Raw genomic sequence first — 23,157 nt, 5'->3', positions numbered from 1 at the left:
GATTATTTACCTCCCTTTTCAGCGCCCTGATGCGGTTTAATGACAAGATTCGGCTGCGTCAGCGTGGATCCCGGCAAACCCTGAACATCGCACAGGTCGCCGTATTGCGCGCGTAACTCGTCAATTGGCCCGAATTTGATCGCGCCCAGCGGACAGGTCGCGACGCAAACCGGTTGTTCTCCGGCGGCTTGCAGATCGACGCAAAAATCGCATTTCGACATCTGGCCGGTTTCCTGATTTAACTGCGGCGCGCCGTACGGACACGACCACGCGCAGTAGCCGCAACCGACACATTTGTCGGTATTGACGCGCACAATGCCGTCGCCCGGACGTTTGTGCATGGCGGTAGTCGGGCAGTTTTTGGTGCAGATCGGATCTTTGCAGTGGTTGCAGGAAATCGACAGCGTGTAGGCGTAGACGTTGTTGTAAACGCCGCCCTGCCCGGTGGGTACGAATCCGCCGCCTTTCACTTCGTAAATACGGCGGAAACGGCGGCCCACTTCCAGATTGTTTTTATCCTTGCAGGCAACCTGACAGGCCTTGCAGCCCGAACAACGGGAAGAGTCGATAAAGAAACCCAGCTGGCGGTCACTGACCGGCGCGTAATCTATAAATTGGTTCATGCTTTCACAACCTCCACCAGCATGGTTTGATGAGAATTCCCTTTTGCGAGCGCGGTAATGCGCGCCGAACTGAGCACGTTGGCGCAACCGCCACGGTCAACGCCGTTTTCGTCCGGCTGCCACCACGCGCCCGCCTGTAAAGCCACCACACCGGGCATGATGCGCTGCGTCACTTCCGCCGGGATCAGCGTCACGCCGCGATCGTTGTGAATGCGCACGCTGTCGCCCTGCGCAATGCCGCGCTGCGTGGCATCAGCCGGGTTGATCCACAGCTTTTGCTCCTGCACTTCCTTCATCCACGGGTTGGGGTACTGCGTCGAGTTCGCGCGGTTTTTGCCTTTCCAGGTGATCAGCTGCAACGGGAAGCGGGCAGAAAGTTCATCTTCCGGGCCTTCGTGCGCCGGAACGTAATGCGACAAGGCCGGGATTTCCGGGTGATGCATGTCGTACAGGCGCTTTGAGAAAATCTCGATTTTGCCGGAAGGCGTCGGGAACGGATTGTTTTGCGGGTCACTGATATTCGCTTCGAACGCGATATGCGGTTTGTCTTTGAAAAGATAACGGCGGGTGACCAGCAACTCGTCAAAGGTCGGCAGTTTCTCCTCCGGCATTGATTCACGGGTTTTTTCCCAGATGCTGACGATCCAGTCTTTTTCTGTGCGTCCGAGACTGAATTCCTTTTCGACGCCCAGTTTGGCCGCAACTTCGCGCAACCAGTCGTAGTCGGTACGGCTTTCAAACTGCGGTTCAATCAGTTTTTCTGAGAGGATCAGGTAGTTGCCGGTTCCCCACGATTCGCCAATATTCCAGCGTTCCATAAAACTGGTTTCCGGCAGCAACAGATCGGCATATTTCGCGCTGGGCGTGAGGAACAAATCGCTGGCCACAATGAATTCAATTTTCGATTCATCTTCGAGAACCTTCACGGCCTGATGAATATCCGGGTTCTGGTTTGCCAGATAATTTCCCGCCAGCGAAAACAGGATGCGGATATTGCTGTCCAGTTTGTCGCCGCCGGTCAGCCCGTCCGCTGACGTGATTTTGCTGGCGTCATCCGCCGCCTGCACCCAGTTCATCACCGAGATTTTCTTCGTTACCGGATTGTCCGGCATTTCCACGCCAGCGGTGAATTTACGGCTGCTGTCACCGCCATAGCCACCCGCCCAGCCGCCCTTCACGCCGACATTTCCGGTGATCGTCGCCAGTATTGTTGAACCGCGCGCAGTGCGTTCGCCGCAGTTGTGACGCTGCGGCCCCCAGCCCTGGATCAGCGCCGCCGGTTTGGTGGTGGCGTAATCACGCGCCAGCTGGCGGATGGTTTGCGCAGGCACATGCGTAATTTTTTCCGCCCACTCCGGCGTCTTTTTCACGCCGTCTTTCGCACCGGTCAGGTACGCCACCAGCGATTCATTGGCCGGAACGCCTTCTGGCATCGAACTTTCGTCAAAGCCCAGGGTATAACGCTCAACAAACGCTTTATCGTGCAGGTTCTCCGTGATGATGACGTACATCATCGCGTCCATCAGCGCATTGTCGGTGGAAGGCAGCAGCGGGATCCACTGATCCGCCAGCGAAGCCGCCGTGTCCGAATAGCGCGGATCCACCACGATAAACCGGGTGCCGTTCTGTTTCATTTGCTGAAAATAGTGATTGGTATGCCCGAATATGGTCTCGTTCGGGTTATGCCCCCATAAGATCACCAGCGGCGTGTCCGCCAGCGTATCCAGCGTATTGCCGCTGGCTGCCGCGCCATAGGTGTAAGGCGTCGCCGCCGCCGTATTGCCCATACTCACCGAGTGATAAGTATTGAGATAGCCGCCGGTCTGGTTCAGCAACCGCCGCACCATGGTATCGCCGGAGAACGGGCTGCCGCTGACCGCCGTGCCGACGTGAACATAGCGCGATTCCGGGCCATATTTTTCCGTGATGCGTTTGAGGTTATCCGCAATGAGTGTCGTGGCTTCTTCCCAGCTGATCCGTTCGAATTTGCCTTCGCCGCGCTTGCCGACGCGCTTCATCGGGTATTTCAGCCGGTCAGGGTGATAGACAAATTTCCGGTAACTGCGCCCGCGCACGCAGGCACGCATGATGGGCATTTCCGGGTCGAGATCGGCATCCGGACGGGTGGAAATGCGGGTAACGACGCCTTCCTGAACATGGGCGCGGATATCACATTTGCCGCCGCAGTCGAATGAACTACAGGTGGGAACGATTTTTTCCGGTGAGGAGGGTAACTCCTGAGAGGCGACGGAGATTTTCCCGCCTGCGTGTGCAAATTTAAAGCCGATCAGAGGAAGTGCAGCCACCATGCCGCTGAGTTTGACAAAATCCCGGCGGTTGACGCCTGAGGGATCCTTACAATCTTCATTATTTTTCATAACATTAGCTCGCAAAAGAAAAAATCATCTCATGCTTAAGTCAAATTTTTCCTTGTGTGATATCAACGCGCATGCAGGTGGCCCCTCCTTTCGGGGTATACGCGCTTTATTTTTTAATTTCATAAGGTTATGTATTAATTACCGTGATGTATCGCACATTACTCATCACCCGGAATAGGTATCAAACTTCGCGGTATTTCTGCCCATCACATTTGATGCATCATGTTGTATAATCGGCTTCCACGAATTCTTCCTTAATCCGGGTGCGCGCACTCTATTGCTACGGTGAACTTTGAATTATCCCATCAGCTCAATTAACCACGCCTATCTGGGCAGCAGCGTCTACGCCACCTTGCGTGAAGCCCTGATTACCGGCCGCCTGAAACCCAATGACCGCCTGCGGATCCGCGAACTTGCGGAACAGGTCGGCACCAGCGTGACGCCGGTGCGTGATGCGATTTTGCAGCTGGCAAAAGAGCAGGCGCTGGAAATGCGCACACCGAAAGATATTCGTGTTCCGCAGCTGGATGAACAGCAGTATCAGGAAATCCGCACGTTGCGTTTAGATCTCGAAGGCCTTGGGGCGGAAAAAGCGGCGCAGACAGTTACCGAATATGAGTTACAGCGCATCGCACAGAACATTGAAAACAACCGAAAAGCCATCAGCAGCGAAGATTTGCCGGAGGCGCTGCGGCTTAACAGTGAATTTCATCTGATGCTGGCCGAAAGCGCGCGGATGCCGCTGCTGAGTAATTTCATCGACAGTTTATGGATGCGAACCGGCCCGCTGATTGCCCAGGCGTACGCACATTTTTCCGAGCGGATGGCGATCGAACATCACGAAGAAATCTTGCGCGCACTGCGCAAAGGCGACAGCGCAACGGCAAGAAAAGCCATTCAGGAAGACATTCTCGACGGCAGCCAGAAGATGGTCGAATTCCTGGCCGCCAGCCGGGACAGGTGATTTCAGAGCGGGATATCTGCCAGTACGCCCGCCAGCGTTTCCAGCAACAGCGTGGCGTGTTCGGGCTGAAAGACCATCGGCGGGCGGATTTTGAGGACGTTCGCCGCCGGGCCGGTGGCGCTGATCAGGATCTGTTTGTGCCGCATCTGGTTAACGACAAACGCCGCCAGCTCAGGCGCGGGCGTGTTGCGCTGATCGCTCACCAGTTCCACGCCGATGAACAAACCGTCACCGCGCACATCGCCGATCACCGGGTAACGCGCCGCCAGTTTCAGCAGCCCTTCCCGCAGAATTTCCCCCGTCCGTTGCGCGTTTTGTTGCAGCTCTTCACGGCGTAAAACCTGCAAAACCGCATGCGCCGCGCGGCACGAAACCGGATTGCCGCCGAAGGTGTTGAAATAACGCTGACGGCGGCCAAATTCCGCGAACAGTTCCGGCCTGCCCACCAGCCCGGCGACCGGATGGCCGTTGCCCATCGGTTTGCCCAGACTCACCAGATCCGGCATCACGCCGTAACGGGCAAAGCCCCAGCGCTGGCTGCCGGTGCGGCCAAAACCAGGCTGCACTTCGTCGGCGATAAATAACCCGCCCGCCGCACGAACCTGCGCCACCGCACGCTGCATTTCGGCCGGTTCAGGGCTGAAAACGCCGTCGCTGGAGAAAATCGTGTCTACCAGCAGCGCCGCGGGTTTTACGCCAGCCTGTTTCATTTCTTCCAGCGCCCGTTCCACGCCACCGGCGAAAGCGCCCTGACGGCGGAAGGTGTCCGGCGCATCAATGAGCCAGACATTTTTGCCCTGCTCAAAACCGTCGCAGAGCGATGGCGAAAGTTCGGCCAGTGCGCTGGTGACGCCATGATACGCCCAGCGCGTGACCAGAACGCCCTGCCCGCCGGTGATTTGCCGCGCCACGCGCAGCGCCAGATCGTTGGCTTCGCTGCCGGTGCAGGTCATGGTGAGATTGCGCAGTTCCGGCGGAAACTCTGTCAGAAAATCCTCGGCAAACTCCACAATGGCGTCATTAAGATACCGCGTGTGCGTGTTGAGCTGCGCCGCCTGCGCGGCAATCGCTTCCACAACAGCCGGATGGCAATGTCCCACGGACGCCACGTTGTTGTAAGCATCCAGATAGCGACGCCCTTCGCTGTCGAACAACCAGACGCCTTCGCCGCGCACGACGTGCAGCGGTTCCTGATAAAACAGACGATAACCGCCGCCCAGCCACTGCTGGCGGCCTTCCAGAACCTGTTGCTGAGTCAGCATTTTTGCTCCCTTTACGGCAATTCAGACGTACAAGACTGACTGAAAATCTCGCCAGTCTGCGAAAACGACAGCGCCATCAGACGCGATAAACTGCCCCACGCGTGCGTCTGATTACGCAAAATATAATCACGATTTTGCGGATATAGCACGGCACGGTGCTGGGCAATCAGCAGGCTCAGCGCCAGCCGCGAGGCCACGAGTTCAGGCAAAACGTGTTGTTCCGCCTCACTCAGCGGCTGGCGGGCGGTGTACGCCGCAATCATCGGACGGCAATACTGGAAGAGATTTTCGCCCTGGCTGTCGAGCTGATACGCCAGCGCCGTCGCCAGTTCATTGATCAGCGGCGCACGCAGCGCATCGCCAAAATCGATAATCCCCGCCAGACGCTTCGGGTCTGCGCTTTTAACCAGTACGTTGTGCGCGTTCAGATCGTTGTGGATCACCTGTTTGCGCAAAAAGCGGCTGGCGGGCACCACTTTTTGCTGATGGATATCCAGCACGCGGCTGATAGTGTGGCGCTGCACCGGGTCAGTCAGATGCGGGATCCAGCCTTCAAGGCGCGACATATCGCTGATATCCCACAGCAAATCCCGTTTCGCCCCGGGGTGTTCAAAATCGCTGAGCGCAATGTCAAGACGCGCCAGCGTGTCGCCGAGTTCGCGCATCAGTGTCTGAGACCGTGGCACCTGAAATTGTGCGGTACCCGGAAGATAACTGACGGCGCGCAGAGTCAGGTTCTGCCCGGCGACGCTGACCTGCGGCGTCAGTTCGCCGCTGCGGCTTTCCTGCAAACGCGGCACCGGCAGCTGGCTGTCGCGCAAGGCAAGATGACTGAGAATGGCGGTCTGAAAATCGACCTCTTCCGGCACTTCTGCCGGATTCACAAACCGCAGCATGTAAGCGCGGCCTGAAAGCGTGGTCAGGCAAAAATTGCTGTCGCGCTCTCCGCCCAACACCTGCGCGGAACCTTCCAGCCCGTAGACCTGCGCGGCGATGTTTTCGGCCTGCGACGGGCTGACGCGCGGCACTTCGGTAGTCAGCAGTGAAGGCGCTTCAGACATGCTGACCGCCGTTAACGTGGATCTCCGCGCCGTTCACATAGGACGCGCCCGACGTGCAGAGGAAATAAATCAGAGACGCCACTTCTTCGGCCTTGCCCAGACGCTGTAACGGCACGCTGCGCTCGACGATTTCCTGCGTACCCGGCGACAGAATGGCGGTATCGATTTCCCCCGGCGCAATCGCATTAACGCGCACGCCGTGCGGGCCAAACTCATGCGCCATTTCACGGGTCAGCGTGGAAAGTGCAGCTTTGGAACAGGCATACGCCACGCCCGCAAAAGGGTGCACTTTGCTGCCCGCAATCGACGTAACGTTGATGATGCTGCCCTGCGCGGCCTTAAGTTCATCAAATAATCCGGTCGCCAGAATCGCCGTCGAGAACAGGTTGACGTTGAACACCTGCAACCAGGTGGCGTAATCGCTGCCGAGCACGCCCATGCGCCCGCCCGTCGGCGTTTTTGGCGAAATCCCGGCGTTATCCACCAGCGCATCAAGCCTTCCGCCGAGGCGCTCTTTAATCATCGGCAACGCTTTTTGTACGCTGTCGATGTCTTCCAGATCCAGATGAATATGGTTGAGAAAACCTTCTGCCCACGGACATTCGTCCACCCAGTTCTGACGCGACGCGGTGAAAATCCGCCATCCTGCAGCATAAAAATGTTTCACCGTTGCGTGACCGATACCGCGGCTTGCCCCGGTCAGCAGTAACGTTTTTTTCTCTGTCATGATGAAGGTCCTTGTCGTTTTGATATTTGATGCATCAGAAATAATCAAAAAAAGAGGACCTGTAAAGTCCTCGGAGTCATTTAATGTTTACTGTGCGGCGGAAGAATGGCGCAGGCGTTCGCCACGGCGACGCAGCAGTTCCATCACCAGCAGTAAAATCAGCGATGCGCCGACCATCAGCGACGCCGCAGCGGCAATCGTCGGGTCAAGGTTTTCGCGGATACCGGCGAACATCTGGATCGGCAACGTGCGCTGACGCGGGCTGGCGAGGAATAATGTCACCACCACTTCGTCAAACGAGGCCGCAAACGCAAACAGCGCACCGGAAAATACGCCGGGCGCAATCAGCGGCAGCGTCACTTTACGAAATACGCGCCACGGCGAAGCGCCCAGACTGGCGGCGGCGCGTGATAAATTGCGGTCGTAGTTCTTGAGGATTGCCGTCACGGTAATCACCACAAAAGGCACGCCGAGCAACGCGTGCGCCAGCACCAGCCCCAGATAACTGTTGAGCAGGGAAACGCGGGCAAAGAAGAAGAACATCCCGACGGCGATGATGACCACCGGCGCAATCATTGGCGAAATCATAATTGCCATCACCAGCGATTTGCCGCGAAACTCACCGCGCACTAATCCGACAGAGGCCAGAACGCCCAAAACGGTGGCCAGAATCGTCGCCAGCGGTGCAATCAGCAGGCTGTTCCCCAGCGAACTCAGCCATTCGTCCGAGTGGAAGAATGTGTGATACCAGCGCAGCGAAAAACCGGTCAACGGATAGCTCAGAAACGAGCCGGAATTAAACGACAGCGGCACGATAATCAGCACCGGCACAATCAGAAACAGCAAGATTGCCGCGCTGTAGAAGTTGAAACACCAGCGCCACAACCGCAAAATCAGCGCCCCTTTTTGTTTCATACTGTGTTTCATGGTCGGGCTCCTTTAGTTCGCAGCCACTTCGGCTTTGGTGCGCGTCACGCGGATATAAACGATATAAAGCAGAACCACAATCACCAGCAACTGGCTCCCGAGCGCCGCCGCCATTCCCCAGTTCATCGTGGTATTGGTGAAGAACGCCACAAAATAGCTGACCATCTGATCGCCCGGCCCGCCGAGCAGCGCGGGCGTGATGTAGTAACCAATCGCCATCATGAACACCAGCAGCGCACCCGCCGTGACACCGGCATAAGTTTGCGGCACGTACACCCGCCAGAACGCGGAGAAAGGATGCGCGCCGAGTGAAATCGCCGCGCGGACATAGTTCGGCGAAATGCCTTTCATCACGGCATATAAAGGAAGAACGATAAACGGCAGCATGATGTGCGTCATTGAGATGTAAACGCCGAGACGGTTGAACACCATCACCAGCGGGTGGTCGATGATGCCGGTGGAAAGCAGCGCGCGGTTGATCAGGCCACCGGATTGCAGCAAAACAATCCAGCTGGCAGTGCGGACAATCAGCGATGTCCAGAACGGCAGCAACACCAGAATCATCAGTAAGTTGGCGCGACCGGCCGGTTGTTTCGCCAGCCAGTACGCCAGCGGATAACCGAGCGCGACGCAGCACAGGGTGACGACCAGCGCCATCCACAAGGTGCGAAGCAGCACGTTAACGTACAGCGCCTGGTCCGGCGGCAGCGCCGTAATTTTGCCGGTATCGACGTCAACTTTGCGGTCAAACGCGGCCAGCAGATAATAGGAAGTCAGCGGTTTCGCCGCGCGCTGCAACGTCTGCCAGGTGCTCATTTCGCCCCACAGCGGCATGCTCTGGATCAGCGCCTCTTTGACCGGCGCGGTGCCTTCGGGAACATGGCGTAATGTGCCGGTGATCAGGCTCCGGTAGCGGTTATCCTCATAGCTCAGACGTTTGGCGACAGTCGCCATCTGGCCGCTGTTACGGGCGTTGCGCAGATCCGTCACCAGCGCGGAAAACGTCGCTTCATCCGGCACGGTTTTGCCTTTCCAATGTGCAAGCTGCGCCACGGTTTCCGGGAGGGTTTCGCCAAGCTCCGGGTTGGTCACGCTCTTGCCCAAAATGGACGCAATCGGGAACAGGAAGCTGATAATCACAAACAACAAAAGTGGCGCAATCAGCAGCAAAGAACGTCGCGTATACGCCGCTTCTACTTTGCGCAGGCGCTGACGCAGCGTCGGCCCTGAAGCGGCGTCGTCAGGCACCGGTGTCGTCAGCATTTCGGTCTGGCTCATAATTTTCTCCCGCGGCAAATTCTCTGGTATTACCTAACTCAAAGCACAAAATCATTCAGACTGAATCAGGGCGGCAAGCGAAGCGGATCCCCGGCAACAGTCAAAAGACTGTGACCGGGGCGAGCATATGAAGCCAACGCCGGGTCAGACCAAAGGATGACGGGTATTTACTTAGCAGCCCAGGCGTTGAAGCGCTGTTCTAAGTCTTCGCCATGCTCAATCCAGAAGTTAGTATCTACCTGCAAAGCGCCTGCCAGGTTTTTCTCGGCGGTTGGCAGGTTCTGCGCATATTTAGGGTCAATCATGCCGGTGACTGATTTTTCAGTCGGGCCGTAAGGGATGGTTTCGGCGAAGACTTTCTGGTTTTCAGGTTTGTTGGCGAAAGCGATGAACTGTTCGGCCAGATCTTTGTGTTTGGACCCTTTCACGATGGCCCAGCTGTCGAGGTCATAGAGGCTGTTGTCCCAGACCATTTTGAAATCATGGCCTTCACCCTGCGCGGCGCTCACGCGGCCGTTGTAGGCGGAAGTCATCACAACATCGCCGGACACCAGCCACTGAAGCGGTTGCGCGCCAGATTCCCACCACTGAATGTTCGGTTTGATTTGATCGAGTTTTTTGAAGGCACGTTCCACACCGGCTGGCGTGGCGAGCACTTTATAGATGTCTTCACGCTTCACGCCATCGGCCAGTAAAGCGATTTCCAGCGTGAATTTGGCGCTTTTGCGCAGTGCGCGTTTGCCCGGAAAATCTTTTACATCCCAGAAATCAGCCCAGCTGGTCGGCGCTTTTTTCAGTTTGCTGGCGTCATACGTCAGCACGGTTGACCACAGGAAAATGCCCGCACCGCACTCGGTGACCGCGCCCGGCACGTACTGCGTTTTGTCGCCCAGTTTGCTCCAGTCCAGCGGTTCAAACAGCCCTTCATCACAGCCACGGATCAGTTCCGGGCTTTCGACTTCCACCACGTCCCAGCCCACCTGTTTGGTTTCTACCATGGCGCGGATACGGGCCATTTCACCGTTGTATTCGCCCGGCTCGATGTTACCTTTACCGGCGGCTGCAAAAGGTTTGTAAAACGCTTTGTCCTGAGCGTCTTTATTCAGACCGCCGAAAGAGATCACTGTCAGAGATTCAGCCTGGGCCTGAAACACCAACCCGGCGAGAAGAGTGGTAAGGGCAATCTTTTTAAACATGCTGTGACTCCTGGGTTAACTAAAAAGTAAGGAAAGCGCTAAGGTAACGGCATTGTTAAAAACATGATGCATCATATTTTATAATGAAGCATAAACCATGCCATTACTGTTGAGTCCGTCCGCCACGCCGTAAATGGCGGGCGGACAGGTTTTGCAGAGGCGTTATGTGATTTTTTTGTGCCTCACGACCACTCAGTTTCTTTTTATTGTTGAACCTTGCACAGCTGACGTGCATTTCTGCACCCTATCGGGACGTTGTGCGTCAGGATTACTCACCCAGTTCGATGCACAGATATTTCATTTCCAGATAGTCATCCATACCGTGGCGGGACCCTTCCCTCCCCAGACCGGACTGTTTGATACCGCCGAACGGCGCGACTTCGTTGGAAATCAGACCGGTATTGATGCCCACCATGCCGTATTCCAGAGCTTCCGGCACCCGCCACTGGCGCGCAGCGTCACGCGTGAAAATATAAGCAGCCAGCCCGAATTCGGTATCGTTCGCCATCGCCACCACCTGCGCTTCATCGGTAAAGCTGAAAACCGGCGCGACCGGCCCGAAGGTTTCTTCACGGGCAAATTTCATCGCGGATGTCACACCGCCGACCACGGTAGGCTGGAAGAACGTGCCGCCCAGCGCGTGTGGCTCGCCGCCGGTCAGTATTGTTGCCCCGTGTGACAGCGCATCGTCGATATGCTCACGCACTTTGCTGACGGCTGCGTCGTCGATCAGCGGCCCCTGCGTGACACCGGTTTGAGAGCCCTCGCCCACTTTCAGTTTTTCCACTTCTTCCACCAGCCGTTTCACCAGCGACGGGTAAATCCCCTGCTGGACATAAATCCGGTTAGCGCAGACGCAGGTTTGCCCGCTGTTGCGGAATTTCGAAGCCATAATACCGGCCACGGCGCGCTCGAGATTGGCGTCATCGAACACGATAAACGGCGCGTTACCGCCCAGTTCGAGAGAGAGTTTTTTAACCGTAGGCGCACTTTGCGCCATCAGGATGCGCCCGATTTCGGTGGATCCGGTAAAGCTCAGTTTGCGGACCACCGGGCTCGCGCACAGCACTTTGCCGACTTCCTGCGCGGAACCGGTGATCACCTGCAATACGCCCGCCGGAATGCCCGCTTCCACCGCCAGTTGCCCGAGCGCTAAAGCGCTGAGCGGCGTTTGCTCTGCGGGTTTCACGATCATCGCGCAACCTGCGGCCAGCGCCGGTGCAGCTTTACGGGTGATCATCGCCGCCGGGAAATTCCAGGGCGTAATGGCCGCGCACACACCAATCGGTTGTTTCAGAACCAGCATGCGTTGTGACGCCTGAACCGGTGCCAGCACGCTGCCTTCCACGCGCTTCGCCTCTTCGGCAAACCATTCGATAAACGATGCGGCATAGACGATTTCGCCTTTTGCCTCCGCCAGCGGTTTGCCCTGTTCAGCGGTCAGCAATGCGGCCAGATCGTCCGCATGTTCGAGCATCAGCTGCGCCCATTTCTGCATCAGCGCGGCACGTTGTTTGGCCGTTTTTTCCCGCCAGACCGCCTGCGCCTGTTCGGCGTAAGCAATAACCTGCGCCGTTTGCGCGGTGGTGATCTGCGGTACGCTGCCGATCACCGCGCCCGTTGCCGGGTTGATGACGTCCTCGCGTTCGCCATTTTCGCTGTCGGACCATTCACCGTTGATCAGGCATTGCTGGCGCAGGAGTTCAGTATGTTTGAGTTGCATAACGTTCCTCAGTCAGCCAGCACGCGGGACAAAATAGCCAGTGCGTCTTTGAACTGCGCATCAGGAATGGTCAGCGGATACAGGAAACGGATCACGTTGCCGTGGACGCCGCAGCTCAGCATCAGCAGTCCGGCATCCAGCGCTTTACGCAGATACTGTTTTGTCAGCTCAGCCGACGGTTTGCCTGTCGCCGGATCGTTGAATTCTGCCGCGACCATGGAACCGCGCGCACGCACATCAACCAGCGCCGGGCATTTCGCTTTGGCTTTTTCCAGCGTTTCAACCAGTTCCGCACCCAGACGACTGGCACGTTCGCAGAGTTTTTCTTCTTCGATGATTTCGAGAACCGCCAGCGCCGATGCCACCGCCAGCGGGTTGCCCGCGTAAGTGCCGCCCAGACCGCCCGGTTCCGGCGCGTCCATCAGTTCAGCGCGGCCGGTCACGCCTGAAATCGGGATCCCGCCGCCCAGGCTTTTCGCCATAGTGACTAAATCAGGTTGAGCATTCGGATAGTAATCTGACGCGAACATTTTACCGGTGCGCGCAAAGCCGCTCTGCACTTCATCCGCAATCAGCACGATGCCGTGACGGTCGCAGATGTCGCGCAGACCTTTCACAAAATCTTCCGGCGCAATATTAAAACCACCCTCGCCCTGAATCGGTTCGTAAAGAATGGCGGCAACCTGCTGCGGGCTGATATCGCTGCGGAAAATTCGCTCGATGCTGTCCAGCGCCATTTCTGTGCTGACGCCGTGTTGCGCATTCGGATACTGCCCGTGGAATACCGACGCCGGGAACGGACCGAAACCCACTTTGTACGGCACAACTTTCCCGGTCAGCGCCATGGTCAGTAAGGTGCGGCCGTGGAATGCGCCGGAGAAAGTGATAATGCCGGGGCGACCGGTGGCAGCGCGGGCAATTTTTACCGCGTTTTCTACCGCTTCGGCACCGGTACTGAAGAAGGTGGTTTTCGCTTTTCCTGACACCGGCGCGATTTCGTTGATGCGTTCAGCCAATGTGACAAAGCTTGCATAAGGCACAATCTGGTAGGCGGTGTGCATGAACAGGTCGAGCTGTTTGCGGATCGCTTCGACAATTTTCGGATGGCGGTGGCCGGTATTCAGCACGGCGATCCCGGCGGTGAAATCGATATATTCACGGCCCTGCTCATCCCACAACGTCGCGTTTTCCGCCTTCGCTGCATAGAAATCACACATGACGCCGACACCACGCGGTGTCGCTTCTTTACGGCGTTTTTCCAGTTCGCTGTGACTCATCTTTCGCTCCTGCCTGAAGGTTATGTTTTGAAGATTGCCGGTTGCAAGGTGAACAATTTGTCGAAATAGCAATCCGTCCTTGTTTTTTATCCCGCCAGCGGTTCTATAATCCAGAACCAGTTTCAATTATTTTGAGGATCCACTTTTGCGCTCATTGCTCTCTGACCTCATTTTTCAGCGTCTCACCGGGCTTTCTGAATCTTCCGGAGGCACGCTGAACAGGCGTGTTTATCAGGCATTACAACAGGCTATCTTTGACGGCAGCATCAGCCCCGGCAGCCGTTTGCCTGCATCCCGGGACCTGGCCAAAGAACTGGATATTTCGCGCAATACGGTACTGGCGGTCTACGAGCAATTGCAGGCCGAGGGTTACATTCAGACACGTGCCGGAAGTGGTACCTTCGTCACATCAGATTTACCGGAAGACGGCGTGATTGCGGACAAAACCATTACGCGCTGTGCCCCGCACCGCAGCCATGTTTCACTTTCCAAACGCGGTTCAAATTTGCTGACGCGCACCGGCGTGGCGTCGCACCAGTGGGGCGCATTTATGCCGGGCGTGCCGGATGTCACAAAGTTTCCTCACGACATCTGGCGCAAGCTGCAAAACCGCCTGAGCCGCCGTCTGCATCCGGAATATCTCACCTATTCTCGCCACGGTGGCTGCCCGGAACTTCAGCATGCGCTCGCTGATTATCTGCGTATTGCACGCTCGGTGGACTGCACTGCCGACCAGATCCTCATCACCGCCGGTACGCATCAGGCACTGGATTTACTGGCAAAAATGCTTTGCGACCCGGGCGATGTCGCCTGGATTGAAGAACCCAGCTACTGGGGCATTCGCAATGTACTAACCATCAACGGCGTGGACATTCAGCCGATTCCGGTGGATGAAAACGGTATGGATCCGCCTGAAAATCCGCCAGAAAACCGCGCGCCTAAACTGATATGCGTGACACCGTCACATCACTATCCGCTGGGTGCGGTAATGAGTCTGGCGCGCAGACAAAAAATTCTCGCGATGGCCAGCCAGCAAGGCAGCTGGGTGGTGGAAGATGATTACGACAGCGAATTTCGTTATTCCGGCAGTCCGATCCCCGCGTTGCAGGGACTGAGCAGCGATGCGCCGGTGATTTACATCGGGACGTTCAGCAAAACGCTGTACCCGGCGATGCGAATCAGTTACGTCGTTTTGCCGCGCCCTCTGGCTTCGCGCCTCAAGATTGCGCATTCCGAGTTGTACCGGGCGGGTAACGGACTGACGCAACTGACGCTGGCGGAATTTATACGCGAAGGCCATTACGCGGCACATATCCGCCGGATGCGGCTGATTTATGGCAAGCGGCGTAATGTGCTGACGAAGCTGATTGAACAGGAGCTCGGGCCGGAGTTTTTAAGCGAAAACAGTAATGCCGGATTGCATCTGATTTTGTCGTTGCCGGATTCGATTGATGACGTGGCGCTCAGCGCTGAGCTGGAGCAAAAGCATGTGCTGACCCGCCCGCTTTCCGCGTATTACCTGCGTCCTGCCCCGCGGCGCGGGCTTTTGCTCGGTTATGGCGGTGTTTCGGAGGAAGAAATTGTGCCCGCGTTTGGGCATATCGTGGATTGTTTGCGGCGCAGGCTGCAATCTTGTAGTGCGCAGGAGGCGCTGATTGAGATCACCGAAACGGAAGCTGATGACTTGCCTGATCCTGCGTAACCCCTCTTTCACATTGCTAGCAATAAGCAAATAAACTTTTAAAATAGCAATAAAATTCATAAGCCTGCGAGATTTCTCTCAGGCTTTTTTTTTGTGGTTTTTTGCTAAAAAATGCTTGTTAGCGTTTCGGACGGGTGGTAAAGATTTTTAATAACGCCACACAAACACTCCTTCTGAGGATGTTTTATGCATGATTTGTGCCGGGTTGCGTCATCCACTTTCCAGTATTTTCTTTGCGGAGTACCTGTTATGAGAACGTATGTCAGCTTCAAAAATATCAAGAAGAGCTATGACGGCGATAAACTGGTCGTTAAAAACCTCAATCTTGATGTCCATGAGGGTGAATTTTTGACGCTGCTTGGCCCGTCAGGTTCCGGCAAGACGACCAGCCTGATGATGCTTGCAGGGTTTGAAACGCCGACTCAGGGAGAAATTCTGCTGCGCGATAAACCTTTGCATAATTTGCCTCCGCATCAGCGTGATATCGGGATGGTTTTCCAGAATTATGCCTTGTTCCCGCACATGACGGTGGCTGAAAATCTGGCGTTTCCGCTGACGATACGTCGTCTTAACAAGACGGATATCAAGGAGAAAGTTGACCGTATTCTGGATATGGTCAAACTGAAACCGCTGGCTGATCGCTATCCGGCGCAAATGTCCGGCGGGCAACAGCAGCGTGTCGCCCTCGCCCGCGCTCTGGTGTTCGAACCGAAACTGGTGTTGATGGATGAGCCGCTCGGGGCGCTGGATAAACAGCTTCGCGAACATATGCAAATGGAAATCAAGCAATTGCACCAGATGCTGGATCTTACGATTGTCTATGTGACACACGATCAAAGCGAAGCGATGACCATGTCTGACCGCGTTGCGGTATTTAACGACGGCGTTATCCAGCAGATGGACAGCCCGAGTGTGATTTATGAAAAACCGGATAATGCGTTTGTTGCGCAGTTCATCGGAGAAAATAACAGTCTGCTTGCAACCAATACGGCAGCCGAAGGTGATTTTTATCGTGCATCGCTCGATGACGGCACAATTCTGCGCGCCGTTAAAATTCGCCCGAGTTCACCCGGTAAGAAAATCTTGCTCTCAATCCGCCCCGAGCGGATCAGTATCAACAATCCTCAGCCGGGTATGGAACAGGTCAAAGCGCGGATTAAACAGTTCATCTATCTGGGCGACCATGTTCGTATGATGACTGAAGTTGCTGGTCAGGATAATTTCATGGTTAAGCTTTCTGCCGCACATATGAATCCGGACTGGAAAGCCGGATCAGAAGTTCTGCTTTCCTGGCTGCCTGAACATCTGCGTGCCCTTGATGTTGTGACCCATTAATTCCGCCTTTCAAATTCCTGAATCTTACAATCCTAAAATCCTGAGATTTTATAATCTTGGGATTTATCATTTTCACATATTGTCATCTTGTCATCTTGTCATCTTGTCATCTTGTCATCTTGTCATCTTGTCATCTTGTCATCTTGTCATCTTGTCATCACAAGATAAATCCCAGAATCTTATAATCACAACATCCTTCAGGCCTGTATTTCATAATCATAAAATCACACAATCCTGAATCCCATCATCCCAACATCCATCGCGAACCTTGATGATTCTGAGATTTTAAGATCCTGCTAAATGCAAGAATCCCAGAATCCTTTAATCTTAATATTCTGCATACATTATCTCCATAATCATGGAATTTCTGAATCCCCGCGCATCATGAGAATCCTACAATCCCGAGATTTTTTATGGATATCCTGCAATCTCAAAATCCTGTAGAAAATCATGGAATCCTGACATCCTCTGATGGCTAATTATACTCAGCTTCGCGTTGTGTAGATAAATAATTGATTTAAATAGTATGATTATGGAATCACAGAATCCCAAAGCAGTATCATGTAATCCTGAGATTCACTCTAAATCCCAGGATTACATGATACACATAACAAGATAAGTCCAGTGAGCACTCATCAACGTGTAATCCTGTAATCCTCTCTAAGATTACGGAAGCATGTCATCCTGGAATCCTTAAGTACCGTAGATACCTGTGTGTTCTTCTATTGATAACTAATGATTCAAAGATTACTTAATCCTGTAATCCTACAATTCATATACGCACGTTTCAGGATTTTGTAATCTCAGAGGTGTCAGAATCATTCTATCCTGTAATCATAAAATACAGAGCTGATATCACATGCTTCTGAAATCCTAAGATGTACAAATCCCTGAATACAGGAATCATCAGATGGTGAGATGGTGAGATGGTGAGATGGTGAGATGGTGAGATGGTGAGATGGTGAGATGGTGAGATGGTGAGATTTTCATGGCTACTGTTTTGAACGTCAACACCAGCCGAAACTTTTTGGCGTTCTCAATGGCATGATGCCTCCCTGCGAAAATCCCAAGATTGCAGAATCATTAAATCACATGATGGCGTAATCCTTAACGCTTCATGTTGTACCCTTATTCTCTGAGATCGATACTTCAGCCTTATCCGCCTGCAATCCTGATATCCCAAAACCCTGGGATGATGGGATTCAAAAATCACAAAATCCTGAACATTATGTTACCGGCGTAATCAATCAACCGGTAATCACGAAATCCTGAAATCACAGGATAATATAATTCGGTAACCCTAAAATATTGAAATCATCGGATGTAAACTTTATAGTAGTGCTTCAATCCTGTGATTCATGGATTTTTAAATCCCAGAATCCTATGATTACATAAATAATGAATCCCCAAACCTTATGATTCCGGGATTCGATAATCTTCATTTAGCGCTTCATCAAGAGGTTGTTATGGCAGCGAAAATTATTTCTTTCCTGAACGGGAAGGGCGGGGTAGGGAAAACCACGACTTCTATTAACATCGCAACCTGTCTAGCCCGGCAAGGTCATAAAGTCGTGATGGTCGATACCGATCCACAGGGAAGCATCAGCAACTGGTACGACGAAAGTAAATGCCAGTTCGACCTGGCGGAAGCCGCATCAGAAAAAGAAGTCTATACCGTACGCAAGCAGTTGAAAGAATATGACTACGTGGTCATCGACGGTGCAGCAGCAATCTCGGCAATTTCATCAGCAGCCGTGATGGTCAGTGATTTAGTATTGATTCCCGTGACACCGTCACCTTTAGATTTTGCAGCCTGCGGCGCTATACTTGCCGTTGTTGAGGCGCGTGAAAATTTACAGCCTGTCATCGCGCGTTTTCTGATCACCAAGAAAGTCGCATCCGCTAAGATGCTGGAAGTCTTGAAAGAATCGATTGCTGATACAGGCGTTCCGGCACTGCGCACAGGCACCACTCAGCGCCAGGTTTACATCCGTACCATGATGGATGGCGGAACAGTCTTCGATACAACGGACGGTAATGCGAAAGGCGAGATTGAAATTATGACCAAAGAAATTACGGAGTTGTTGAAATGAAAATGAAACTTGGCCAGCACAGACAACTGACTACAGCACTGGACGCTGTAGCAAAGCCGCCCGCTTCAGTGAAGAAGTTACAGACTAACATCGATGAAGAGTTGCATCGCCGTTTCAAAACCAGCTGCTTCCTGCAAGATCGCGAGATGAAAGACGTTCTGACAGAGCTGATCAATGCCTGGCTAATCACCAACGAACGTTCCTGATCGTTTGTTCCGTCCGGATCGGGCCTTCTCAGGCCCGTTTCTGTTTCTAAAGCCTGCGCAACCTTGTCCCGTCTGGTGTTACCTCTTCTCAATCCTTTACGTAATAACGTCGCCAGTCCTTACCAGGATCCCAAGATCAAATAGTGTTTTGTTTTATTTATAAGTTTAGATCTTTCTCTTTAAGGGAGGTTTTTTTCTATGTAAATCAGCAGAATACAACGCGTCTTGTGGAGGTATTTCCTGCCCGGAGTGGAGATCCTTCCTGTTGGATGTGGATCCTTTTCATGATCAATGTAGAGCTTTTTCCTGTGGATAATTTCCTTACAGATCAGTCCACTGAATACGTGGAGTTTTTTTCTGTGGACAGTTTTCCATGGGAACCTCTGTCATGAACATCAGCTTAGATCTAACGCTAACATATTGCCACAACTCATTTTTCTGATAAGTGGAGTGATTTCCTGATCCCTTAACAGGCACTCATGTGGAGACATTTCCTGTGACAGCGTCACGTTGTGTCACGTAACAGGGAGAGGATCATCCTGGCCAGGCATAATCAGCTTCAGAAATCGGTATCCGGGCAGCGGAGCAGGGCATATGTGGAAGCTTTTCCTGATCCAATCAGCGGTTATGTGGAGACATTTTCTGATCTGATTAACGCTATTCAAACGAACTCTGAAAATATAATGCTTTATAAACAGCTAGTTGGAAATTATGTGACATTGTCACTTGCCGATATGTGGAAGAATTATCTGATCAAACGTGCGTGAATTCACGGTAACTGTCCGGTCAGTTAACACTTTACGATGGAATACGTGGAAGCATTTCCTGATCCCGCGCATTGCTATACGTGGAAAGATTTCCTGAGATCAGAATAACCCGCATATGTGGAGTTATTTCCTGATCACCGATCGTGTATTCCCAAATGTGGAGACATTTTCTGATCCGCGGGCACATATACGTGGAAACTTTTCCTGTAGATCCCGTTTCAGACAGGGAACGGGCCGGAATGATGAAATGAGAAGGGGATCACAGAGCAAGTTCCGGTCAGTTAACGTGCAATATGGACTTATATGTGGAAGAATTTTCTGATCGGCAGGGAAGATCAGCGCGTATCTCAGACATTCCGGGTTGGAGATCTTCAGCTCGATAAGTGGAGTAATTTCCTGTAAAAAGCGAGCCGATCCAGCATGTTAAAAAAAGGATCCTGAAGGCGGCGGAAAATCATATGTGGAAGTTTTTCCTGATCGATGTTTTAGGATCCCCTGATAACAATTTGAAAATAAAGGAATAAATAAGCCTTGTTTTTACTTTACGTCAGTATTTTTTATGTGGAATAATTTACCTACTTTCCACTTATGGATCCTGCTACATGGAACTGAATAAACTCACCGTAGTTCAGGGGAACGATCTTCTTGAAGGCGCCTACAGCGTCACTCTGGATGAAATGCGCTTGCTTAACCTGGCGCTGGCACAAATTGATAGCAGGAAACCTCAGCCGGACACGCTATATCGACTTTTCCCTCAGGATTACCAGCGGATCTACGGGGTAAACCCGACCAGCAGCCACCGCCAGTTGCGTGAAGCTGCAGAAAGCCTGATGAAAAAGCCGGTCACCATCTACAAACCGGATACGAAAACCGGAAAGGTCCGTACCGTTCAGCTTTCGTGGTTCTCGCGGCTGGAATACGTCAGCAGTGATGATCACAGCGCCGTTGTACTGAGATTCGGCCAGGACGTTGCACCGTATCTGTATGAATTAAAAGAGTCTTTTACCAAACTCAATTTTGCTAATATTGCCAAACTGGATACGCCGTTCTCCGTGCGCCTGTATGGCTGGTTAATCAAAGCCAAAAACCTCTACGGGCGACGCAGCGGTAAAGCCATTGAAGTGACCCTGGATCTCAACTGGATGCGCGAGAAGGCCGGTCTGGCGGGCAAATACGAGGATTACCGTGACTTCCGCCAGAAGCTGCTTGAACCGACGATCAACCGGATCAACGCCAATACCGATATTTCCGTGGTCTGGGAGCCGGTGAAGCAGGGCAGAACCGTTGTTTCGATCAAGTTCGCCTATGTCGATGAGTCAGCGCCGGAAGCCAGTAAACCCCTGCGCCCGCGCTTACCGCGCCGTCCACGCGCTGTAGCAGGCTCTGCGCTGGAAGGCGAGTGGGCACGCCGCTGTATCACCATCTTCGAAGAGTATCGTGAGAAATTAAGTGCTTACGACGTAGAAGAAAAGGCGACGTTGCCGGATCTGCGCAAGCTTTCAGGCTGGTACAAGCTGATCGGGGAGAAGAGTAAACAAAAAGAGATCCTCTCTGAGGTCAGTTCCCGCAGTAAGAAAACCGCTGCCTGACAGCCCGGCCGGAAACCATTCCGAAATGAACGGCGTATCTTCGATGAGATACGCCGTTTTTCTTTGTACGGATCCGGAGGATTCCGACGTCCATTACAGTTAAATCACTGATTATCATGCCCAGAATTGTTAGTGAGTGCTTACTGGGTATGAGCAGGAAATCATTCCACATTACCCGTTTTGGCGGCTTTTTCAGCGTACTGCCCAAAAGCTATAAGCCATATTTTTTCGTTGTTAGACAATGACAAACCTCAACCTTACTCTTCGTCATGTTTTGTAAACCTATTGCACACTTATTGATGAGGGATGTCACTTGGCTACGTTACTCACTTCTGCCCCCGCGCAATCAGTCTCCCGCGCGCGCCGCACCACTTCTTTTAAAATCGCATTGCTGGCCAGCGCCGTAATGTTTTCTTCTTTATCCTTTGCGGACGATGTTCTTAAAGAAGGCATCACGCCGGCCACAGACGCCAGTCAGGTGCCTGCTGCCGCGAAACTGCGTACGGACACCGTGATCGCCGGGATCTCCGAACCGCAGGGCATTTTTAACCCTTACTTCTTCGTGAATGGCTGGGATGAAAACGTCACCAACGTGATCTTCGCCCGCCTGATTGACTGGGACAGCCAGGGCAAACTGGTTCCGGGTCTGGCGGAAAGCTGGACGGTCAGCCCGGACGGCAAAACGTATACCATCAAATTGCGTCCGAACCTCAGGTACAGCGACGGTTCTGCGCTGACGGCGGAAGATGTCGCGTTCACGCTGACCGTGCTGTATGACCCTAAATATGACGGCGATACCGATATCACGCTGGCACACATTGCCGGTGGCGATGAATACAAGCAGGGCAAAGCGGACAGCGTCAGTGGTCTGAAAGTTATCGACCCGCTGACCCTTCAGGTGACGACCACGCAACCGAGCGCGACCACGCTGCAAAAAATCGGCGGGCCGGTGCTGTCGAAAGCCTATTACGGCAAAGATTATCAGCGCGGAAATCTCGATACACTGCGCACGTTGCACGGCAAACCGCTGGGTAACGGCCCGTACGTTTACGACAAATACATTCCGGGGCAGGAGATCCGTTTCCACGCCAACACAAACTATTACCGCGGTACGCCTCCGACGCCCCGTTTCATTTATCGTGTCACCAATCCGTCGACGAACTTCCAGTTATTCCAGACCGGCGATACCGACTACGACGCCTTTACGTCGCGCCCGGATGATATCGAACAGCTGAAACTGCTGGGTTTTGCAAACATCAACCTGTATGGATCCAGCGATTACAGCAAGATTGAGTTCAATCTTCATCGCCCGGTATTGCAGGACGTGAAAGTTCGTCAGGCGCTGATCTACGGTCTGGATCGCCAGAAACTGATCGACGTGGTGTATCAGGGCTACGGCACCGTGGCTATCGAGCCGATCGCGCCAATCTCCTGGGCGTATAACACCGACGGCGTGAATCCGTACAAATTCGATCCGGCGCAGGCCAGCAAATTACTGGATGAAGCGGGCTGGAAAACCGGTACGGACGGCATTCGTGTGAAAGACGGCAAACGTCTGGAACTGACGCTGCTGGTCAGCAAAAAAGTGCTGAACGACGCGCTGATCCCGATTGCCAAAGAGGATTACCAGAAAATCGGCGTGCTGCTGAAACCACAGGTCGTAGATTTCAACGCGCTGATGTCGCAACGTAAAGCGGGGAATTACGATCTGGCGTCATTCAGCACCAGCACGCTCAACGATCCGCACGACGGTGTCTGGGATTACTACAGCACAGAGGCCACGGAGCAGGGTTACAACAATCCGGAAGTGGATAAGCTGATCAACGAAGGTAATGCGACGCTCGACATCGAAAAACGTAAGCCGGTTTACCACGAATTGTACAAAGTTCTGGCGAACGATCCGCCGGTGATCCTGCTCGGCAACCGTAAGATTTTGTCGGCCAGCAGCGCCCGCGTGACCGGTTTCAAACCGGATATTTACAACGGCCTGACCGGCAGCCTGCCGGATGTCAAAATCGTCAAATAATCAGAAATCACGTTGCTGCCGGT

18 protein-coding genes are annotated in these 23,157 nt (G+C 53.5%); 8 read left to right on the top strand and 10 right to left on the bottom strand.

The features are described 5' to 3' along the window. Positions 1-2 precede the first annotated feature (2 nt). Complete coding sequence (locus tag IV433_RS03930; RefSeq protein WP_195813098.1) at positions 3-623, bottom strand: DMSO/selenate family reductase complex B subunit; 621 nt, start codon at positions 621-623, stop codon at positions 3-5. Next, entirely contained in the window at positions 620-3,001 is a 2,382-nt protein-coding gene (locus IV433_RS03925; protein WP_195813097.1) for a DMSO/selenate family reductase complex A subunit, read from the bottom strand. Before IV433_RS03925 ends, IV433_RS03930 begins: the two co-directional genes overlap by 4 nt. 292 nt (positions 3,002-3,293) lie before the next feature. On the opposite strand from IV433_RS03925, the gene IV433_RS03920 reads away from it, so the two are divergent. Beyond that, positions 3,294-3,965, top strand: a complete 672-nt coding sequence (locus IV433_RS03920; RefSeq protein WP_195813096.1) for a GntR family transcriptional regulator — start codon at positions 3,294-3,296, stop codon at positions 3,963-3,965. Positions 3,966-3,967: 2 nt separating this feature from the next. Here the strand turns inward: IV433_RS03920 and IV433_RS03915 are convergent, their stop codons facing one another. The 8 genes from IV433_RS03915 to IV433_RS03880 form a co-directional block, all read right to left on the bottom strand. Next, on the bottom strand, positions 3,968-5,227 hold the full coding sequence (locus IV433_RS03915) for an aspartate aminotransferase family protein (protein WP_195813095.1): 1,260 nt from the start codon (positions 5,225-5,227) through the stop codon (positions 3,968-3,970). Positions 5,228-5,238: 11 nt separating this feature from the next. Beyond that, a complete protein-coding gene (locus tag IV433_RS03910; RefSeq protein ID WP_195813094.1) occupies positions 5,239-6,288 on the bottom strand; it encodes a phosphotransferase in 1,050 nt (349 codons plus the stop codon). Continuing rightward, positions 6,281-7,015, bottom strand: a complete 735-nt coding sequence (locus IV433_RS03905) for an SDR family NAD(P)-dependent oxidoreductase (protein WP_104925205.1) — start codon at positions 7,013-7,015, stop codon at positions 6,281-6,283. The genes IV433_RS03910 and IV433_RS03905 overlap by 8 nt, the downstream gene beginning before the upstream one ends. An 87-nt stretch (positions 7,016-7,102) precedes the next feature. Then, positions 7,103-7,942 carry an ABC transporter permease gene (locus tag IV433_RS03900; protein ID WP_370530238.1) on the bottom strand — a complete coding sequence of 280 codons (840 nt, stop codon included), beginning with the start codon at positions 7,940-7,942 and terminating at the stop codon, positions 7,103-7,105. A 12-nt stretch (positions 7,943-7,954) separates the two neighbouring features. After that, entirely contained in the window at positions 7,955-9,220 is a 1,266-nt protein-coding gene (locus IV433_RS03895; RefSeq protein WP_195813093.1) for an ABC transporter permease, read from the bottom strand. Between the two features lie 167 nt (positions 9,221-9,387). Next, positions 9,388-10,416, bottom strand: a complete 1,029-nt coding sequence (locus IV433_RS03890) for an ABC transporter substrate-binding protein (RefSeq protein WP_195813092.1) — start codon at positions 10,414-10,416, stop codon at positions 9,388-9,390. Between the two features lie 268 nt (positions 10,417-10,684). Then, complete coding sequence (locus tag IV433_RS03885) at positions 10,685-12,139, bottom strand: NAD-dependent succinate-semialdehyde dehydrogenase (RefSeq protein WP_195813091.1); 1,455 nt, start codon at positions 12,137-12,139, stop codon at positions 10,685-10,687. Positions 12,140-12,147: 8 nt separating this feature from the next. Next, on the bottom strand, positions 12,148-13,416 hold the full coding sequence (locus IV433_RS03880; protein WP_195813090.1) for a 4-aminobutyrate--2-oxoglutarate transaminase: 1,269 nt from the start codon (positions 13,414-13,416) through the stop codon (positions 12,148-12,150). Positions 13,417-13,561: 145 nt separating this feature from the next. Here IV433_RS03880 and pdxR point away from each other — a divergent pair, with 145 nt between their 5' ends. The 7 genes from pdxR to IV433_RS03845 all read left to right on the top strand — a co-directional run bounded on the left by pdxR (position 13,562) and on the right by IV433_RS03845 (position 23,134). Further along, positions 13,562-15,118 (top strand): MocR-like pyridoxine biosynthesis transcription factor PdxR, encoded by a 1,557-nt coding sequence (gene pdxR, locus IV433_RS03875; protein WP_229893197.1) that lies wholly within the window; start codon positions 13,562-13,564, stop codon positions 15,116-15,118. Between the two features lie 249 nt (positions 15,119-15,367). Continuing rightward, a complete protein-coding gene (locus IV433_RS03870; RefSeq protein WP_165059893.1) occupies positions 15,368-16,453 on the top strand; it encodes an ABC transporter ATP-binding protein in 1,086 nt (361 codons plus the stop codon). A 1,466-nt stretch (positions 16,454-17,919) separates the two neighbouring features. Beyond that, entirely contained in the window at positions 17,920-18,546 is a 627-nt protein-coding gene (gene parA, locus IV433_RS03865; RefSeq protein ID WP_014341720.1) for a ParA family partition ATPase, read from the top strand. Beyond that, a complete protein-coding gene (locus tag IV433_RS03860; RefSeq protein ID WP_101078106.1) occupies positions 18,543-18,752 on the top strand; it encodes a plasmid partition protein ParG in 210 nt (69 codons plus the stop codon). The genes parA and IV433_RS03860 overlap by 4 nt, the downstream gene beginning before the upstream one ends. A 596-nt stretch (positions 18,753-19,348) precedes the next feature. Continuing rightward, the gene (locus IV433_RS03855) at positions 19,349-19,519 is read left to right on the top strand and encodes a hypothetical protein (RefSeq protein WP_195813089.1); all 171 of its coding nucleotides are present in this window, start codon (positions 19,349-19,351) and stop codon (positions 19,517-19,519) included. A 602-nt stretch (positions 19,520-20,121) separates the two neighbouring features. Next, entirely contained in the window at positions 20,122-21,108 is a 987-nt protein-coding gene (locus IV433_RS03850) for a replication initiation protein (protein ID WP_104925214.1), read from the top strand. A gap of 406 nt (positions 21,109-21,514) precedes the next feature. Further along, the gene (locus IV433_RS03845; RefSeq protein ID WP_229893241.1) at positions 21,515-23,134 is read left to right on the top strand and encodes an ABC transporter substrate-binding protein; all 1,620 of its coding nucleotides are present in this window, start codon (positions 21,515-21,517) and stop codon (positions 23,132-23,134) included. Positions 23,135-23,157: the final 23 nt, after the last annotated feature.

The organism is Rahnella laticis, assembly GCF_015644585.1.
Classification (GTDB): Bacteria; Pseudomonadota; Gammaproteobacteria; order Enterobacterales; family Enterobacteriaceae; genus Rahnella; species Rahnella laticis.
This window is presented reverse-complemented; position numbering and strand designations above follow the sequence as displayed.

What these genes read in the sequence shown, in the direction of transcription:
- IV433_RS03930 (WP_195813098.1), bottom strand. Translation starts at nt 623, where the DNA reads ATGAACCAATTTATAGATTACGCGCCGGTCAGTGACCGCCAGCTGGGT.
- IV433_RS03925 (WP_195813097.1), bottom strand. Translation starts at nt 3,001, where the DNA reads ATGAAAAATAATGAAGATTGTAAGGATCCCTCAGGCGTCAACCGCCGG.
- IV433_RS03915 (WP_195813095.1), bottom strand. Translation starts at nt 5,227, where the DNA reads ATGCTGACTCAGCAACAGGTTCTGGAAGGCCGCCAGCAGTGGCTGGGC.
- IV433_RS03910 (WP_195813094.1), bottom strand. Translation starts at nt 6,288, where the DNA reads ATGTCTGAAGCGCCTTCACTGCTGACTACCGAAGTGCCGCGCGTCAGC.
- IV433_RS03905 (WP_104925205.1), bottom strand. Translation starts at nt 7,015, where the DNA reads ATGACAGAGAAAAAAACGTTACTGCTGACCGGGGCAAGCCGCGGTATC.
- IV433_RS03900 (WP_370530238.1), bottom strand. Translation starts at nt 7,942, where the DNA reads ATGAAACACAGTATGAAACAAAAAGGGGCGCTGATTTTGCGGTTGTGG.
- IV433_RS03895 (WP_195813093.1), bottom strand. Translation starts at nt 9,220, where the DNA reads ATGAGCCAGACCGAAATGCTGACGACACCGGTGCCTGACGACGCCGCT.
- IV433_RS03890 (WP_195813092.1), bottom strand. Translation starts at nt 10,416, where the DNA reads ATGTTTAAAAAGATTGCCCTTACCACTCTTCTCGCCGGGTTGGTGTTT.
- IV433_RS03885 (WP_195813091.1), bottom strand. Translation starts at nt 12,139, where the DNA reads ATGCAACTCAAACATACTGAACTCCTGCGCCAGCAATGCCTGATCAAC.
- IV433_RS03880 (WP_195813090.1), bottom strand. Translation starts at nt 13,416, where the DNA reads ATGAGTCACAGCGAACTGGAAAAACGCCGTAAAGAAGCGACACCGCGT.
- IV433_RS03870 (WP_165059893.1), top strand. Translation starts at nt 15,368, where the DNA reads ATGAGAACGTATGTCAGCTTCAAAAATATCAAGAAGAGCTATGACGGC.
- parA (WP_014341720.1), top strand. Translation starts at nt 17,920, where the DNA reads ATGGCAGCGAAAATTATTTCTTTCCTGAACGGGAAGGGCGGGGTAGGG.
- IV433_RS03860 (WP_101078106.1), top strand. Translation starts at nt 18,543, where the DNA reads ATGAAAATGAAACTTGGCCAGCACAGACAACTGACTACAGCACTGGAC.
- IV433_RS03850 (WP_104925214.1), top strand. Translation starts at nt 20,122, where the DNA reads ATGGAACTGAATAAACTCACCGTAGTTCAGGGGAACGATCTTCTTGAA.
- IV433_RS03845 (WP_229893241.1), top strand. Translation starts at nt 21,515, where the DNA reads ATGTTTTCTTCTTTATCCTTTGCGGACGATGTTCTTAAAGAAGGCATC.